We start from the raw sequence: 15,091 nt of genomic DNA on the forward strand, positions 1-15,091 counted from the left end.
CTGAGTCAGCTGCCGGTAATGCGTAGTCATCTGCGCTTGAATCCTTCGGTGTGAGAGCCTGGATTCTACCGGTGGCTGGCTCTCTGCCTCTCGTTTCAAGCGTTGCGCTTATTCTATGAATTCAGGACAGAAAGTTTTGCTGGAACGGTTTTTCGAGGGTAAGTTGCGCGCCGGTTTTGTTGCCGGGCAGCCATGGCTGTCATGCAGCGCTGGGCAACTTGGGCCCAACTAATTTTAGAGGACCTTCACGTGCCTATTTTTTCTTCTTTGCGCAATGCGCTGCTGGCCGCTGCCGGCCTGACGATCGCCGTCGGTGCCCAAGCCGCCGGCACGGTGCATATTTATAACTGGTCGGATTACATCGGCGAATCGACGCTGGCCGACTTTCAGAAAGAGACCGGGATCAAACCGGTCTACGACGTGTTCGACTCCAACGAAACCCTGGAAGGCAAGTTGCTCGCCGGGCGTACCGGCTACGACGTGGTCGTGCCGTCGAACCACTTCCTCGGCAAGCAGATCAAGGCGGGCGCGTTCCAGAAACTCGACCGGGCGCAGCTGTCAAATTACTCGAATCTCGACCCGGCGCTACTCAAGCGTCTGGAGCAGAACGATCCTGGCAACCTGTACGCCGTACCGTACCTGTGGGGCACCAATGGCATCGGCTACAACGTCGATAAAGTGAAGGCTGTGCTGGGCGTTGACAAGATCGATTCCTGGGGCGTGCTGTTCGAGCCGGAAAACATCAAGAAGCTGCAAAGCTGCGGCGTGGCCTTCCTCGATTCTGCCGATGAAATGATGCCGACCGTGCTCAACTACATGGGTCTGGATGCCAACAGCACCAATCCCAAGGATTACAAGAAAGCCACCGACAAATTGCTCGCCGTGCGCCCCTACGTAACCTACTTCCATTCTTCGAAATACATCGGCGACCTGGCCAACGGCGACATCTGCGTGGCCATCGGTTTTTCCGGCGATATCTTCCAGGCGAAGAACCGCGCGGCAGAAGCCAAGAAGGGCGTGAATATCGCCTACACGGTGCCGAAAGAGGGAGGCGCGTTGTGGTTCGACATGTTGGCGATTCCCAAGGATTCGTCGAACGTGAAGCAGGCCCACGCCTTCATCAACTATCTGTTGAAACCTGAGGTGATCGCCCAGGTCAGTGATTCTGTCGGTTACGCCAACCCCAACCCGGGCTCGGACAAGCTGATGGATCAATCCATCCGTACCGATGAATCGGTTTATCCGCCACAGGCCGTGATTGACAAGGCCTACGTGTCGACCGAGTTGCCACCGAACATTCAGCGCCTGATGACCCGCAGCTGGACCAAGGTCAAGTCGGGGATGTAAGGCACAAACTATCCTGGGTTCGTCCGCATTGGGCGAACTGCACTCTTTTTTTCTGGGAGTTTCGTAAATGGCAGTTGCCTCCGGCGCCTATAAGAAAGCCCTCGAGGGCGACCAGACACCCAAACAGGTGTTGGTCAAAATCGACCGGGTCACGAAGAAGTTCGACGAGACGATTGCCGTGGACGATGTGTCCCTGGAAATCAAAAAGGGTGAGATTTTCGCCCTGCTCGGCGGTTCGGGATCGGGCAAATCCACTCTGCTGCGGATGCTGGCAGGGTTCGAACGGCCCACGGAGGGGCGCATTTTTCTCGACGGCGTCGACATTACCGACATGCCGCCGTACGAACGTCCGATCAACATGATGTTCCAGTCCTACGCCTTGTTTCCGCACATGACCGTGGCGCAGAACATCGCGTTCGGTTTGCAGCAGGACAAGATTCCCAAGGCTGAAGTCGAAGCCCGCGTGGCCGAGATGCTCAAACTGGTGCAGATGAGCCAATACGCCAAGCGCAAGCCACATCAACTGTCTGGCGGTCAGCGTCAGCGTGTGGCCCTGGCGCGCTCGTTGGCCAAGCGGCCGAAGCTGTTGTTGCTCGACGAACCGATGGGCGCACTGGATAAAAAACTGCGTTCACAGATGCAACTCGAGCTGGTGGAAATCATCGAGCGCGTCGGCGTGACCTGCGTGATGGTGACCCACGACCAGGAAGAGGCCATGACCATGGCCGAGCGCATCGCGATCATGCACCTGGGCTGGATCGCCCAGATCGGCAGCCCGATCGACATCTACGAAACCCCGACCAGCCGTCTGGTCTGCGAATTCATCGGCAACGTCAACATCTTCGAAGGTGAAGTGATCGACGACGCCGAGGGTCACGCGACCATCACTTGCAAGGACCTCGACCGGCAGATCTATGTGGGTCACGGCATCAGCACCTCGGTGCAGGACAAGTCGGTCACCTATGCGATTCGTCCGGAGAAACTGCTGGTCACCGCCGAACAACCGACCTGCGAATACAACTGGTCGAGCGGCAAGGTGCACGACATTGCCTATCTTGGCGGGCACTCGGTGTTCTACGTCGAACTGCCGAGCGGCAAACTGGTGCAGTCCTTCGTCGCCAACGCCGAACGCCGTGGCGCCCGTCCGACCTGGGGCGATCAGGTTTTCGTGTGGTGGGAAGACGACAGCGGTGTGGTACTTCGCTCATGAACATGCGCAAATTCAAACGGCGCATCAACCGAATAATTCCCAATGGCCGCCAGCTGGTCATCGGGGTTCCGTTCATCTGGCTATTTCTGTTCTTCATGTTGCCGTTCTTCATCGTCCTGAAGATCAGCTTCGCCGAAGCCGACGTGGCCATTCCGCCGTACACCGAGATCTACACGTTTGCCGAGCAGAAGCTGCAACTGCTGCTGAACCTGGGCAACTACGCGATGCTTGGCGACGACGAGTTGTATATCGCCGCGTACCTCGGCTCGCTGAAGATGGCGTTGATCAGCACCGTTCTGTGCCTGGCGATTGGCTACCCAATGGCCTACGCGATCGCCACGGCCCGTAAAGAAATGCAAACGGTGCTGGTGCTGCTGATCATGATGCCGACCTGGACGGCAATCCTGATCCGCGTTTACGCGTGGATGGGTATCCTCAGCAACAATGGCCTGCTCAACGGATTCCTGATGAGCATCGGCCTGATCGATGAGCCGCTGCAGATCCTCAACACCAACCTCGCGGTGTATATCGGCATCGTCTACTCGTACCTGCCGTTCATGATCCTGCCGCTGTACGCCAACCTGGTGAAGCACGATAACAGTCTGCTGGAAGCGGCTTCTGACCTCGGTTCGAGCACCTTCAACAGCTTCTGGAAAATCACTATTCCGCTGTCCAAGAACGGGATCATTGCCGGCTGCATGCTGGTGTTCATTCCGGTAGTGGGCGAGTTCGTCATCCCGGAACTGCTCGGCGGCCCGGAAACGCTGATGATCGGCAAGGTGCTCTGGCAAGAGTTCTTCAACAACCGTGACTGGCCGGTAGCGTCCGCGCTGGCGGTGGTGATGCTGGCGATCCTGATTGTGCCGATCATCCTGTTCAACCGCAGTCAGGCCAAGGAAATGGAGGGTAAAGAATGAAGCGCATCCGTTTCTCCAGCCTGATGCTGGTCGTGGGTTTGTTGTTCATCTACTTGCCGATGCTGATCCTGGTGATCTACTCGTTCAACGCCTCGAAACTGGTAACGGTGTGGGGCGGCTGGTCGATCAAGTGGTACGTCGGCCTGCTCGACAACTCGCAACTGATGGGCTCGGTACTGCGCTCGCTGGAAATCGCCTGCTACACGGCGGTGGCTGCGGTAGCGCTGGGTACTTTGGCCGCATTCGTGCTGACGCGTATCACCCACTTCAAGGGCCGTACGTTGTTCGGCGGCCTGGTGACGGCGCCGTTGGTAATGCCCGAAGTGATCACAGGTCTGTCGCTGTTGCTGCTGTTCGTGGCCATGGCGCAGATGATCGGCTGGCCACAGGAACGTGGCATTGTCACCATCTGGATCGCTCACACGACGTTCTGTGCGGCTTATGTGGCGGTGGTGGTGTCGGCGCGCCTGCGTGAGCTGGATCTGTCGATTGAAGAAGCGGCGATGGACCTGGGTGCGCGGCCGTGGAAGGTGTTCTTCCTGATCACCATCCCGATGATCGCGCCATCGTTGGCAGCGGGCGGCATGATGTCGTTCGCGCTGTCGCTGGACGACCTGGTGCTAGCGAGCTTCGTGTCGGGCCCGGGTTCGACGACGCTGCCGATGGAAGTGTTCTCGGCGGTACGTCTGGGCGTCAAGCCTGAGATCAACGCCGTGGCCAGCCTGATTCTGCTGGCGGTGTCGATCGTGACTTTCATGGTCTGGTTCTTCAGCCGCCGCGCCGAAGAAGCCCGCAAGAAAGCCATCCAGCAAGCCATCGAAGAAAGCGCTGCCGATTCGTGGAAGCAACCGGACGTACGTCGCGCACCGGCGCCGGGAGTGGTGTAAGCCAATCTGGATTGGCCTCAATATCCAGGCCAATCCAGATCCAATGTGGGAGCGAGCCTGCTCGCGAAGACGGAGTGTCAGTCGACTCAAATGTTGGCTGACAGACCGTCTTCGCGAGCAGGCTCGCTCCCACAGTTGTTTTTGTGGTGATCTTCAGGTCCAGAGGGATTTGCGGATGATCTCAACACAGTTCATCGGCTTGCCCCCCAGCACTCTCCCAGAGGGAAAGGGGCCGGCCGAGGTGTCTTGCGCCATACATCGACCTGAAATTGCTCTGCCGATTTTGGATTCAATAGTGTTCGGTCAAGTCGGCGTAGCTCGTCAATATCCCCCAATCGGTTCCCTCTCCCTATGGGAGAGGGCTTGGGTGAGGGGCTTTTAAGGGTTTCCACGCGCCGGCAGCAGCTTCAACGTGCTCCGCGTATTCGCCGTCACCTCTTCCTCGCTGAAATGCGCCTGCACGTAAATCCCGTCGACGTACGCTTCAGCCTGATCGTCATAGTGACGATCAAACGGCACGCCGCTCTGCCCGACCGGGTTGATCGTCAAGCTGTGAGCAGGATCAGCGAAGTCGACCAGACGCCGCGTAGAAGGCCCGTAAGTCACCGGCCACGGCGCCGGGCCGATCTTCGCCGAAAGGTTGTTCGGCACTTCATGACTGCCCGGTGCGGCGAACGGCCCGACGTTGAAGATGCGATCCAGCGGCTTCTGCTGCCCCAGCGGATGCCCGTGGGTCAGCGTGTGCGCCGTGCCCCATTTCCATCCGGACGTATCGTCACCGAGGGTCAGCTTCAGGTGCTTCATGCTCGCCTGCCATGCCGCGCGCACGGTATCGGCGCGAGTCTCTTTGGTTGGCGTGTTGCGGTTATCCCACCAGACTGAATCAGCGTTCGCCGCCAAGCGTGGCAATGCCGAATCAATCACCCGCGTCGACAACAGCGTGTCGAAAAAGTCATTGCCCAACTCATCACGCATCGCTGCATCGGCGAGGTCATAGAGGAACTGGTTGAACACCGTCGCGCTTACCGAATCCAGTGGATAGTCGCCTGGCCACTGCGCCAGTTGCGAGACCAGTTTCAACTGCGCCGGATCGCTCACCACCTCGCGCAGCACGGGCAGCAGAGGCGCCAGCAAACGCGGGCCGTAACCGGTGGCGGTGCCCAGTTGCAGTTTCTGATTGGCTTCGTTGGTCCATTTCACGCTCTTGTCGCTGAGCTGGCGATTGAGCTGCTGGCCACGGTCGGCGAGGTTGTAGTAACCGGGAATCTCCATGCCGCTTGGCGACACGGGCTGGAAGTTGGCCGAGACGATATAGCCGCGTGCCGGGTTTTCTTCCTGCGGATTGGCGCTGAACGGGTAGAAACCGTCCTTGTTCGCCTGATCAGTGCTGCCATCAAGGATGAAGCCCGGCTTGACCCCGGCGGGGCGCTTGGGCAACAACGCCGAAGCCCACCAGGCGATGTCGCCCTTGGCATTGGCGTAAACGAGGTTGAGCCCCGGCGCCTGCACCTTGGCCGCAGCGGCGCGGGCCTTGGCCAGGGTGTCGGCGCGGTTGAGCTGGTAGAAACCCTCGAGGATCGGGTTCGGTGTTTCGAGAAAGGCCCACCACATCGCGATCGGCGTCTTGCCGGCGGCGGACCCCAGCGCGTCGTTGACGATCGGGCCGTGGGGCGACTGGCGCAGGGTGATGGTCACCGGCGCCTGGCCCTTCACGGCGATCTGCTGCTCGCTGCTGACCATGTCGGTCCACTGGCCGCGATACCAGACCTGATTCGGGTTGTCCGGGTTGACCTTCTCGGCGATCAGGTCCAGATCGTCGTTCTGGAACATGGTCAGGCTCCAGCCGAAATCCAGGTTGTGCCCCAGGAACGCGAAAGGCACCAGCGCCTGATGATGGCCATAGAGTTCAAACCCCGGTGCCGATAGTTGCGCTTCGTACCACACCGATGGCACCGAGAAACGAATGTGCGGATCGCCTGCCAACAATGGCTTGCCACTCTGGCTGCGGCTGGCGGCGATGACCCAGGCGTTGCTGCCCTCGAACTGTGGCAGACCGTTGTCGATCAGTGCCTGCTCACTGAGGCGGGCGAGGGCGTTGAGGTCTTTCCAGTCATTGGCCGCAAGTGCCGGCGCCGACGTACTGTGGCTTTTGGCGAGTACGCCTTTGGGCTGCCAGTCGAGGTCGAACACATTGAGGTAATCGGCACCGAGTTGATCGCGTACGTAGGTCAGCAACGGTTCGGTGCGAAACGCGGCGGCAAAGCTGTAGGCCATGTAACCGGCGACGCTGATGCTGTCTTCGGCGGTGAACGGCCGCTTGGGGATGCCCAGCACGTCGAACTCGACAGGCGCGGCGTGCGTGTCCTGATATTGGTTGATGCCATCCAGATAAGCTTGCAGGCCCTTCCACGCCGGCGACTGCTTGTCGAGGCTGGCCACATAACTGGCCGCGCGCTCACGAATGCGCAAACTGCGGAACAGTTTGTCGGTGTCGAGCAGTTTCGGCCCGAGCACTTCGGCCAGTTCGCCCCGGGCGAGACGGCGCATGGCTTCCATCTGGAACAGACGATCCTGCGCGTGCACATAACCGAGGGCGCGATAGAGGTCGGTTTCGTTCTCGGCGCGGATGTGCGGCACGCCGCGCTCGTCGTAGCGTACGGTCACCGAACCTTGCAGGTTATGCAGCTCCACCTGACCTTGGCGTGTTGGCTGTTTGCTGTAGATGTACCCGCCTGCGCCAGCGAGCAGGACAACGATGAGCAAGGCAAGAACGGTGAACACGCGTTTCATGGTGACTCCTTGTGCATGCGGAATTGCCGCCCGCCGGGCTGCAAACAATTAGCACAGACCTTCTGTGCCGTGCATCGCTGTCCTTGAAAAGTCCGGAATGCCTTATTGCGCCTGCACCGGCCACGGGCAATAGCAGCCGACCGCCAGCGTGTGCGTGGCATTAACCGGGCGATCATCCGTCAACGCGTTAAGGATCGGTTCGATAAAGCTGTTGCTGGAGTTGCAGGTCAGGCCTTCGCTGTAGGGGCCGAAGTAAGCGAGTTTGCCGCTTCGGTCCCAGATCGCAACAGCGGGACTGGCGGGAATCTGCTCGGCGCCGGGCAATACCGCGATGGTTTTCAGGCTGCTCAAAGTGGCGGGCAACTGGCCGTGGCTGCCGGGTCGCTGCACCGCGAAAAACTCGACGCCTCTGGCGCTGAAATGCTCGACCATCTCGGTCAGGTGCTGCTGATTGCCGACGTTGCAGGGGCAGGCCGGGTCCCAGAAATGCACCAGGCGAATCTTGCCAGGTCCGGCGAGATCATCCGGCAAGCGCAGCGGGTCGCCGGAAAAAATCGCCGTGTGCTCGCTGAACGCGCGCAAATATCGGCCCTGAAACCAGTCGTACGCCGTCCACAACACGCCGGCACACACAAGCGCGAGCAGGCTGGCAAACAGTGCGGTGCGGTAGGACGAACGCATGTATTTCGATCCTTGAGGGGCGGCTAGCTTGCCATGCTTGCCGCGACAGATGAATATCGCAAGCCGATAAAGTCTGTTCACCGCTCTGGAATTTGCCTCATGCCCGCTACTTTCGACCCCGATCAATTACGCGCCAGCCTCAAGCCTTTGGCTGAGTGGCAGCCGTTGTCGGACGAAGCCAAGGCCTATCAATGCTTCTACAAAACCGATTTTCCCGAGCGTGATGTCTGGCGCGGCATGGGCCGTTTCGCCGTTGATGGCTACGAACTGGTGAGCCATTGCTGGTGGCCGGAGAAGGTCAAGGGCACGCTGTTTCTATTGCACGGTTTCTACGACCACACCGGGCTGTATCGGCATGTGATCGAGTGGGCGCTGGATCAGGATTTTGCCGTCATTGCCTGCGACTTGCCCGGGCATGGTCTGTCGAGCGGCACGCGGGCGAGCATCCGCGACTTCTCTGAATATCAGGACGCGCTGCAAGCCTTGTTCGTCGAAGCCAGTTCGATTGCCCTGCCGCAGCCGTGGCACTTGTGTGGGCAAAGTACCGGCGGCGCCATCGTCGTCGACCATGTGCTCAATCATGGCGAGAACAGCCCGGCGCAGGGTCAGGTGATTTTGCTGTCGCCACTGGTACGACCGCGGGCGTGGGGCTGGTCGCAGCTGAGTTATTACCTGCTGCGGCCTTTCGTACGGGGCATCGCGCGGCGCTTCAGCGAGAACTCCAACGACCCGGATTTCCTGCCGTTTCTGCTGGCCGATCCGTTGCAGCCCAAGCGCTTGCCGACGGCATGGGTCGGGGCTTTGTCACGCTGGATCAAGCGGGTGGAATTCGCCAAAAAAAGTTCGCGACGGCCGCTGATCATTCAGGGGCAGGCGGACATGACCGTGGACTGGCAGCACAATCTGCAGGTGTTGAAGTTGAAGTTCGATCGACCGCAGATCTTGCTGTTACCCGAAGCGCGGCATCATCTGGCGAATGAGACGGCTGATATGCGTGAGGAGTATTTCGAGTTTCTGAGCAAGCGGATCAGGGGCCGGAATCTCTAGCGGATTTGCTGGCCTCATCGCTGGCAAGCCAGCTCCCACAGGGTTTTGAGTCGACCACGGATTTGTGAACGCCCGAAAAACCTGTGGGAGCTGGCTTGCCAGCGATGGCGGCCGGTCAGGCGACGAAGGATCATTGCCCCACCGCCAACCCCGCTCGAATCGCCGCCAGCGCGGCCTGGTAATACGCCTTGCCCTCGGTCGATTCGGCGAACGTCGCAAACTCTTCCAGTTCGTTATCCGACAGGTCGCGATAAACGTAGAGCAGCGTGTTGTTCATGTCCGCGCCGATCTGATCCATCAAGCGCTGACGTTGACCGTTCAACATGCCTTGCGCCTGTCCGCCACCGAGCAGGCCCGGAATCATCGAACTCAAACTGTCCGCTGCGACCCCGGCAATCGCCAGGCTCACCTCGGCGCCAGCCTCCCGCGCAGGCAGTGCCTGGGCGAGGTGGCCGATGATCAGCAGGCGGCTGTCGCTGGCCGGCATTTTCGGTAGGCCCTTGGCGTTCTTGGCCAGTTGATCCCGGCGGGTTGCGAGCAATTCGGCGGCAACGATTTTCTTGCCCAGCGGCGACTGGAAAAAAGACAGCGCAGGTTTCGGATCGGCGAGGTTCTGCCGTAGCTGTGCCTCGGCGCGTTGGTCCATGGCCTGCGGGGCGAAGCGCTGGTTGCTGTTGTTCACCAGCGCTTGAAACACGGCGGGCGGCAGGCTGTTTTGATAGCGCTGTTGCGCGGCACTCAGGGCGTCATTGAAATGCGCACGTTGTTCTGGCCAACCGGCGACCTTGTACAGCTGATCGTGGCCGTCCGCCCAAGCGGGCAAAACACAGAACATCAACAGTGAAAAAAGCAAACGGCGCATAGGGACTCCTGTCAGCAGCGGACTATTCTCCGTGCGGTGCCGTGACTTGTCGAGAATTCGTAACAAGCCGCCGCGTGGCTCTGTCGGATTTCTTGCCGCCGACATACTATGCGCGCCATGCAAATATCCTCTGAACACCCGCTGCTGTTGCGCATTGTCGACGACCTGGCCGAACACGGCTGGTCGCAGCAGAACATTTTCCTGCCCGCCGGTTTGACCGGCGAGCTGGCGGCCGAATGCCGTAAACGTGAAGCCGAGGGTGAGCTGGCGCCGGCGGCGGTCGGTCGTGGGCCGTTTTCAGAGATTCGCGAGGGTATTCGCGGCGACCATATCCAATGGATCGATCCGGGGCAGGCTGAGGCCAGTGACCGTTATTTGAACCTGATGGACAGCCTGCGCGAGGCGCTCAACCGTGGCTTGTTCCTCGGGCTTGAAGATTTCGAATGCCATTTCGCCCTGTATCCGCCAGGCGCGTTTTATCGCAGGCACGTCGACCGTTTTCGCGACGATGACCGGCGCATGGTCTCGGTGGTGGTCTACCTCAATGATGCCTGGCTGCCGGAGGATGGCGGTCAGCTGCGCATGTATCTGAGCGATGATCGCGTTCATGATGTGCAACCTACCGGTGGTTGTCTGGTGGTTTTCCTCTCCGGCGAAGTACCGCATGAGGTGCTGCCGGCCCATCGCGAGCGCCTGTCGCTGACGGGCTGGTTCCGTCGTCGTGGCAACGAGCCTTTCTGACATGCAAAAGATTCTGGTCAGCCGCTGCCTGTTAGGCCACCGCGTGCGTTACGACGGCGGGGCCAGCGGGCCGTTTGATGTGTTGGAACAGTGGATAGCCGAAGGACGGGTGGTGCCGTTGTGCCCTGAAGTGGCCGGTGGCTTGCCGACGCCGCGGGCGGCGGCGGAGATTCCGGGCGGGCAAGGGGGGGAGGTGCTCGATGGTGTTGCTGCGGTGATGACCACTGAAGGCGAGGATGTCAGTGCGCAGTTCCTGGAGGGTGCGCGGCAGGCGCTGGAACTGGTGCAAAAGCACGGTATACGGGTGGCGGTGCTCAAGGCCAACAGTCCGTCGTGCGGGAATCTGCTGACGTATGACGGGACGTTCAGTGGGGTGAAGGTCAGTGGTGAGGGGGTTACTGCTGCTCTACTGAAACGCCATGGCGTTCAGGTTTTCAGCGAGCTTGAATTGCCGCGAGCAGCGCTGGCTCTGACCCTGCTCGATTAAAATTCCAGCGCAAACCCCCACAGGTTTTGTGTTCACTTGGCTTCGGTGAACCACTTCTCGGACAACGCCGCTAATCGCCCATCCGCCTTGATCCGCTGCAGCGCACTCTCAAGGCTGGCGCGAAATGCCGGATTACCCTTCTGAAACGGTATCGCCAACTCCACCGGCGCACTCACTGCCGGCTTCGTTTCGGTCAGCGCCTGCACCAGCACCATGGGGCGTGGCTGCTCATCCTTCTTCGCCAGTAATTGTGAGTCGACCTGGCTGTACGGCTCGCTGAAGTCGAAACGATCCTTAAGTTCGGGTGTCAGTGCTATGTGGTTGAGCGCGACGTCGTACTTGCCGCTTTCAACGCCCTGGAGCAGATCGCCGGCGTCGGTGACGATGAAGTCGGCGCGCACATCCAGCTCCTTGGCCAGCAATTGCCCCAGCTCGACCTCGAACCCCGTGAGCGTGTCGCCTTCCTTGAAATTGAAGGGCGGTGTATTAGCCTCCAGGGCTATGCGCAACTCGCCACGATCGTTGACGTCATCAATCAGTTCGGCATGAGCCAGCGGGCTCAGAAGGGGTATCAGGCAGATCAGGCCAGGCAAAAGGCGCATGGTCACTCCTTTGAAATCATTATCGCGATGCTCTGATTCAGGCTCGCTTTGCTATGGTTGTCGAGTGCCTTCGACAACGAATGGTCATGAAGTTGTCATGACCGTGCGGATTTTACGGAAAAACTGGAGAAGAAAATGAAAAGCTTTATGTCACGTGCTGCGTTGGCGGGTTTGCTGATGGGTGTTTCGGTATTGGCCAGTGCCGCGACGCCGGCGCCGAAAGATGCTGAAGTGTTCATCGTTTCTCCCGAGGACGGTGCGACGGTTTCCCAGGAATTCAAGGTCAAGTTCGGCGTCAAGAACATCGCGCTGGCGCCCGCGGGTGACGTCACCAAGAACACCGGCCACCATCATCTGCTGATTGACGTCGACGACCTGCCGGCTGAAGGCGCACCTATCCCGACTGATGCCCACCACATGCATTTCGGCAAGGCGCAGACCGAAGCCACCATCAAACTGGCCCCCGGCAAGCACACCTTGCAGCTGATTCTTGGCGACAGCGGCCATATGCCGTTTGACCCGACGATCGTTTCCGAAAAAATCACCGTCAACGTCAAATAAAAAAAGGGAGCCTTTCGGGGCTCCCTTTTTTATTCAGCTTCGAGTTGCTAGCTACAAGCTGCAAGTAAAGGCAAAAGCGCATTTCACCTGCCGCTTGAAGCTAGTTGCTTGCCGCCGCTTCTTTAGAAGAGAACCCGGCTACGGATGGTGCCGGTGACGTGTTGCAGCTTCTCTTGCGCCAGCTCCGAGTACTCGGCGTCGACGTCGATCACCACGTAGCCGACCTTTTCGTTGGTCTGCAGGAACTGACCGGAGATGTTGATGCCGTTTTCGGCGAAGACCTTGTTGATCTCCATCATCACACCCGGAATGTTCTCGTGGATGTGCAGCAGGCGGTGCTTGCCAGGGTGAGCCGGCAGGGCCACTTCCGGGAAGTTGACCGACGAAACGGATGTACCGTTGTCGCTGTACTTGACCAGTTTTTCCGCCACTTCCAGACCGATGTTGGCTTGCGCTTCGGCGGTCGAGCCACCGATGTGCGGGGTCAGAATCACGTTGTCGAGGCCGCGCAGCGGGCTTTCGAACTCTTCATCGTTGGAGCGTGGCTCCACCGGGAATACGTCGATGGCGGCGCCGATCAGGTGCTTGTCCTTGATTGCTGCGGCCAGGTGATCAAGCTCGACCACGGTACCGCGTGCAGCGTTGATCAGGATGCCGCCCTTCTTGATGGCGCGGATTTCCTTCTCGCCGATCATCCACTGGGTCGCAGCGGTTTCCGGAACGTGCAGGGTGACGATGTCGGACATGCCCAGCAGTTCGTGCAGGTTGTTGACCTGCGTCGCGTTGCCCAGCGGCAGCTTGGTCACGGTGTCATAGAAGTACACCTGCATGCCCAGGCCTTCAGCCAGAACCGACAGTTGAGTACCGATCGAGCCGTAGCCGACGATGCCCAGCTTTTTGCCGCGGATTTCGAAGGAGTTGGCTGCGCTCTTGATCCAGCCGCCACGGTGGCAGGAAGCATTTTTCTCAGGGATGCCGCGCAGCAGCAGGATGGCTTCGGCCAGTACCAACTCGGCAACGGAACGCGTGTTGGAGTACGGCGCGTTGAACACGGCGATACCGCGCTCGCGGGCAGCACTCAGGTCAACCTGATTGGTGCCGATGCAGAAACAGCCGACGGCTACCAGCTTCTTCGCGTGATCGAAGATCTCTTCGGTCAGTTGGGTGCGAGAACGAATGCCGATGAAGTGAGCGTCAGCGATCTTTTCCTTGAGCTGGGCTTCCGGCAAGGAACCTGTCAGGTATTCGATGCTGGTGTAGCCCGCCGCCTTGAGGACGTCGACAGCCGATTGGTGGACGCCTTCGAGAAGAAGGAACTTGATCTTGCTCTTATCGAGAGAAGTCTTGCTCATCTGCGTAAACCTGTATCCCGGAGAAAAATGGCAGGAAATGGTCAACAGAGGCTGACCGCGACGGCAGGAAAGCCGTCACCGCAGAAAGGCCGTTGGGCACTGCCCTGCGGGGTCGGTATGCTAGCATAGCCGCCCCGCTAAACACTCATTCCTGCGACGTGAAGCGTTCTCAGGATGACCATGAATTGTTCGAGAGTTCTGTCGATGACCAATCCTGCCCTGATTGATGAACTGAAGACCCTGGTCGAGCCTGGCAAGGTCCTGACCGATGCCGACTCCCTGAACACGTATGGCAAGGATTGGACCAAGCACTTCGCCCCGGCGCCCAGTGCCATCGTGTTTCCCAAGACCATCGAGCAAGTACAGGCCGTTGTCCGTTGGGCCAACGAACACAAGGTCGCGCTGGTGCCTTCGGGTGGGCGAACCGGGCTGTCCGCCGCTGCAGTGGCGGCCAACGGCGAAGTGGTCGTGTCGTTCGATTACATGAACCAGATTCTCGACGTGAACCTCACTGACCGTACCGCCGTTTGTCAGCCGGGCGTGGTCACCGAGCATTTGCAGAACGTCGCCGAAGAAAAAGGCCTGTACTACCCGGTGGACTTCGCTTCGGCCGGTTCCAGCCAGATTGGCGGCAACATCGGCACCAATGCCGGCGGGATCAAGGTCATTCGTTACGGCATGACGCGCAATTGGGTCGCGGGAATGAAAGTCGTTACCGGCAAGGGCGACGTGCTGGAACTGAACAAGGACCTGATCAAGAACGCCACCGGTTATGACTTGCGTCAGCTGTTTATCGGCGCGGAAGGCACCCTTGGTTTTGTGGTTGAAGCGACCATGCGCCTGGATCGTGCGCCGAAAAATCTCACGGCGATGGTGCTGGGTACAGCGGATTTCGACTCGATCATGCCGGTGCTGCACGCCTTTCAGGGCAAGCTCGACCTCACCGCTTTCGAGTTCTTCTCCGACAAGGCTCTGGCCAAAGTCATGGGCCGTGGCGACGTACCGGCGCCGTTCGAAACCGATTGCCCGTTCTACGCCCTGCTGGAATTTGAAGCGACTACTGAAGAAGTGGCCAACAGCGCGCTGGAAACCTTCGAGCATTGTGTTGAACAGGGCTGGGTCCTCGATGGCGTGATGAGCCAGAGCGAAACCCAGTTGCAGAACCTGTGGAAACTGCGCGAGTACATCTCCGAGACCATCTCGCACTGGACGCCGTACAAGAACGACATCTCGGTCACCGTCTCGAAAGTCCCGGCATTTCTCAAGGAAATCGACGCGATCGTCGGCAAACACTATCCGGATTTCGAAATCGTCTGGTTCGGCCACATCGGCGATGGCAACCTGCACCTGAACATCCTTAAGCCGGACAACCTGAGCAAGGACGAGTTTTTCGCCAAGTGCGCCACCGTCAACAAATGGGTGTTCGAAACCGTCGAGAAGTACAACGGTTCGATTTCCGCGGAGCACGGTGTGGGCATGACCAAGCGCGACTACTTGACCTACAGCCGATCGCCGGTCGAGATCGAGTACATGAAAGCGGTCAAAGCGGTGTTCGACCCGAACGGCATCATGAACCCGGGCAAGATCTTCGCGGTTTGATCTGTAAT

14 protein-coding genes are annotated in these 15,091 nt (G+C 59.3%); 9 read left to right on the forward strand and 5 right to left on the reverse strand.

Annotated features, from left to right (window positions below; all coding sequences use genetic code 11):
• The first annotated feature begins 249 nt into the window (after positions 1-249).
• The 4 genes from JJD74_RS26265 (at position 250) to JJD74_RS26280 (ending at position 4,361) form a co-directional block, all read left to right on the forward strand.
• Entirely contained in the window at positions 250-1,347 is a 1,098-nt protein-coding gene (locus JJD74_RS26265; protein ID WP_042561636.1) for a polyamine ABC transporter substrate-binding protein, read from the forward strand.
• 67 nt (positions 1,348-1,414) lie between these two features.
• Positions 1,415-2,557: an ABC transporter ATP-binding protein gene (locus JJD74_RS26270; RefSeq protein ID WP_115146591.1), complete on the forward strand. Its 1,143-nt coding sequence runs from the start codon at positions 1,415-1,417 to the stop codon at positions 2,555-2,557.
• 35 nt (positions 2,558-2,592) lie between these two features.
• Positions 2,593-3,474 (forward strand): ABC transporter permease subunit, encoded by an 882-nt coding sequence (locus JJD74_RS26275; RefSeq protein ID WP_181818471.1) that lies wholly within the window; start codon positions 2,593-2,595, stop codon positions 3,472-3,474.
• Entirely contained in the window at positions 3,471-4,361 is an 891-nt protein-coding gene (locus JJD74_RS26280) for an ABC transporter permease subunit (RefSeq protein ID WP_042561633.1), read from the forward strand. Before JJD74_RS26275 ends, JJD74_RS26280 begins: the two co-directional genes overlap by 4 nt.
• Before the next feature lie 378 nt (positions 4,362-4,739).
• On the opposite strand, the gene JJD74_RS26285 is transcribed toward JJD74_RS26280, so the two are convergent.
• Both JJD74_RS26285 and JJD74_RS26290 read right to left on the reverse strand, forming a co-directional pair.
• The gene (locus JJD74_RS26285; RefSeq protein ID WP_200617149.1) at positions 4,740-7,151 is read right to left on the reverse strand and encodes a penicillin acylase family protein; all 2,412 of its coding nucleotides are present in this window, start codon (positions 7,149-7,151) and stop codon (positions 4,740-4,742) included.
• Positions 7,152-7,253: 102 nt separating this feature from the next.
• Complete coding sequence (locus JJD74_RS26290) at positions 7,254-7,832, reverse strand: DUF6436 domain-containing protein (RefSeq protein ID WP_200617150.1); 579 nt, start codon at positions 7,830-7,832, stop codon at positions 7,254-7,256.
• Between the two features lie 99 nt (positions 7,833-7,931).
• Between JJD74_RS26290 and JJD74_RS26295 the strand changes: the two genes are divergently transcribed.
• Positions 7,932-8,879 (forward strand): alpha/beta hydrolase, encoded by a 948-nt coding sequence (locus JJD74_RS26295; protein WP_200617151.1) that lies wholly within the window; start codon positions 7,932-7,934, stop codon positions 8,877-8,879.
• A 130-nt stretch (positions 8,880-9,009) separates the two neighbouring features.
• Here JJD74_RS26295 and JJD74_RS26300 read toward each other — a convergent pair whose 3' ends face one another.
• Positions 9,010-9,741: a DUF2059 domain-containing protein gene (locus JJD74_RS26300; protein ID WP_042561629.1), complete on the reverse strand. Its 732-nt coding sequence runs from the start codon at positions 9,739-9,741 to the stop codon at positions 9,010-9,012.
• Positions 9,742-9,849: 108 nt separating this feature from the next.
• On the opposite strand from JJD74_RS26300, the gene JJD74_RS26305 reads away from it, so the two are divergent.
• Together JJD74_RS26305 and JJD74_RS26310 are read left to right on the forward strand one after the other, a co-directional pair.
• Complete coding sequence (locus JJD74_RS26305; RefSeq protein ID WP_042561628.1) at positions 9,850-10,482, forward strand: 2OG-Fe(II) oxygenase; 633 nt, start codon at positions 9,850-9,852, stop codon at positions 10,480-10,482.
• Position 10,483: 1 nt separating this feature from the next.
• A complete protein-coding gene (locus tag JJD74_RS26310) occupies positions 10,484-10,969 on the forward strand; it encodes a DUF523 domain-containing protein (protein ID WP_042561627.1) in 486 nt (161 codons plus the stop codon).
• Positions 10,970-11,001: 32 nt separating this feature from the next.
• Here the strand turns inward: JJD74_RS26310 and JJD74_RS26315 are convergent, their stop codons facing one another.
• Entirely contained in the window at positions 11,002-11,571 is a 570-nt protein-coding gene (locus tag JJD74_RS26315; RefSeq protein WP_200617152.1) for a transporter substrate-binding domain-containing protein, read from the reverse strand.
• Between the two features lie 135 nt (positions 11,572-11,706).
• Here JJD74_RS26315 and JJD74_RS26320 point away from each other — a divergent pair, with 135 nt between their 5' ends.
• Complete coding sequence (locus tag JJD74_RS26320) at positions 11,707-12,132, forward strand: DUF4399 domain-containing protein (RefSeq protein WP_047304028.1); 426 nt, start codon at positions 11,707-11,709, stop codon at positions 12,130-12,132.
• Positions 12,133-12,254: 122 nt separating this feature from the next.
• Here the strand turns inward: JJD74_RS26320 and serA are convergent, their stop codons facing one another.
• The gene (gene serA, locus JJD74_RS26325) at positions 12,255-13,484 is read right to left on the reverse strand and encodes a phosphoglycerate dehydrogenase (protein WP_042561624.1); all 1,230 of its coding nucleotides are present in this window, start codon (positions 13,482-13,484) and stop codon (positions 12,255-12,257) included.
• 204 nt (positions 13,485-13,688) lie between these two features.
• On the opposite strand from serA, the gene JJD74_RS26330 reads away from it, so the two are divergent.
• On the forward strand, positions 13,689-15,083 hold the full coding sequence (locus JJD74_RS26330) for an FAD-binding oxidoreductase (RefSeq protein WP_042561623.1): 1,395 nt from the start codon (positions 13,689-13,691) through the stop codon (positions 15,081-15,083).
• Positions 15,084-15,091 lie beyond the last annotated feature (8 nt).

Source organism: Pseudomonas sp. MF6776, assembly GCF_016613125.1.
Classification (GTDB): domain Bacteria; phylum Pseudomonadota; class Gammaproteobacteria; order Pseudomonadales; family Pseudomonadaceae; genus Aquipseudomonas; species Aquipseudomonas iridis.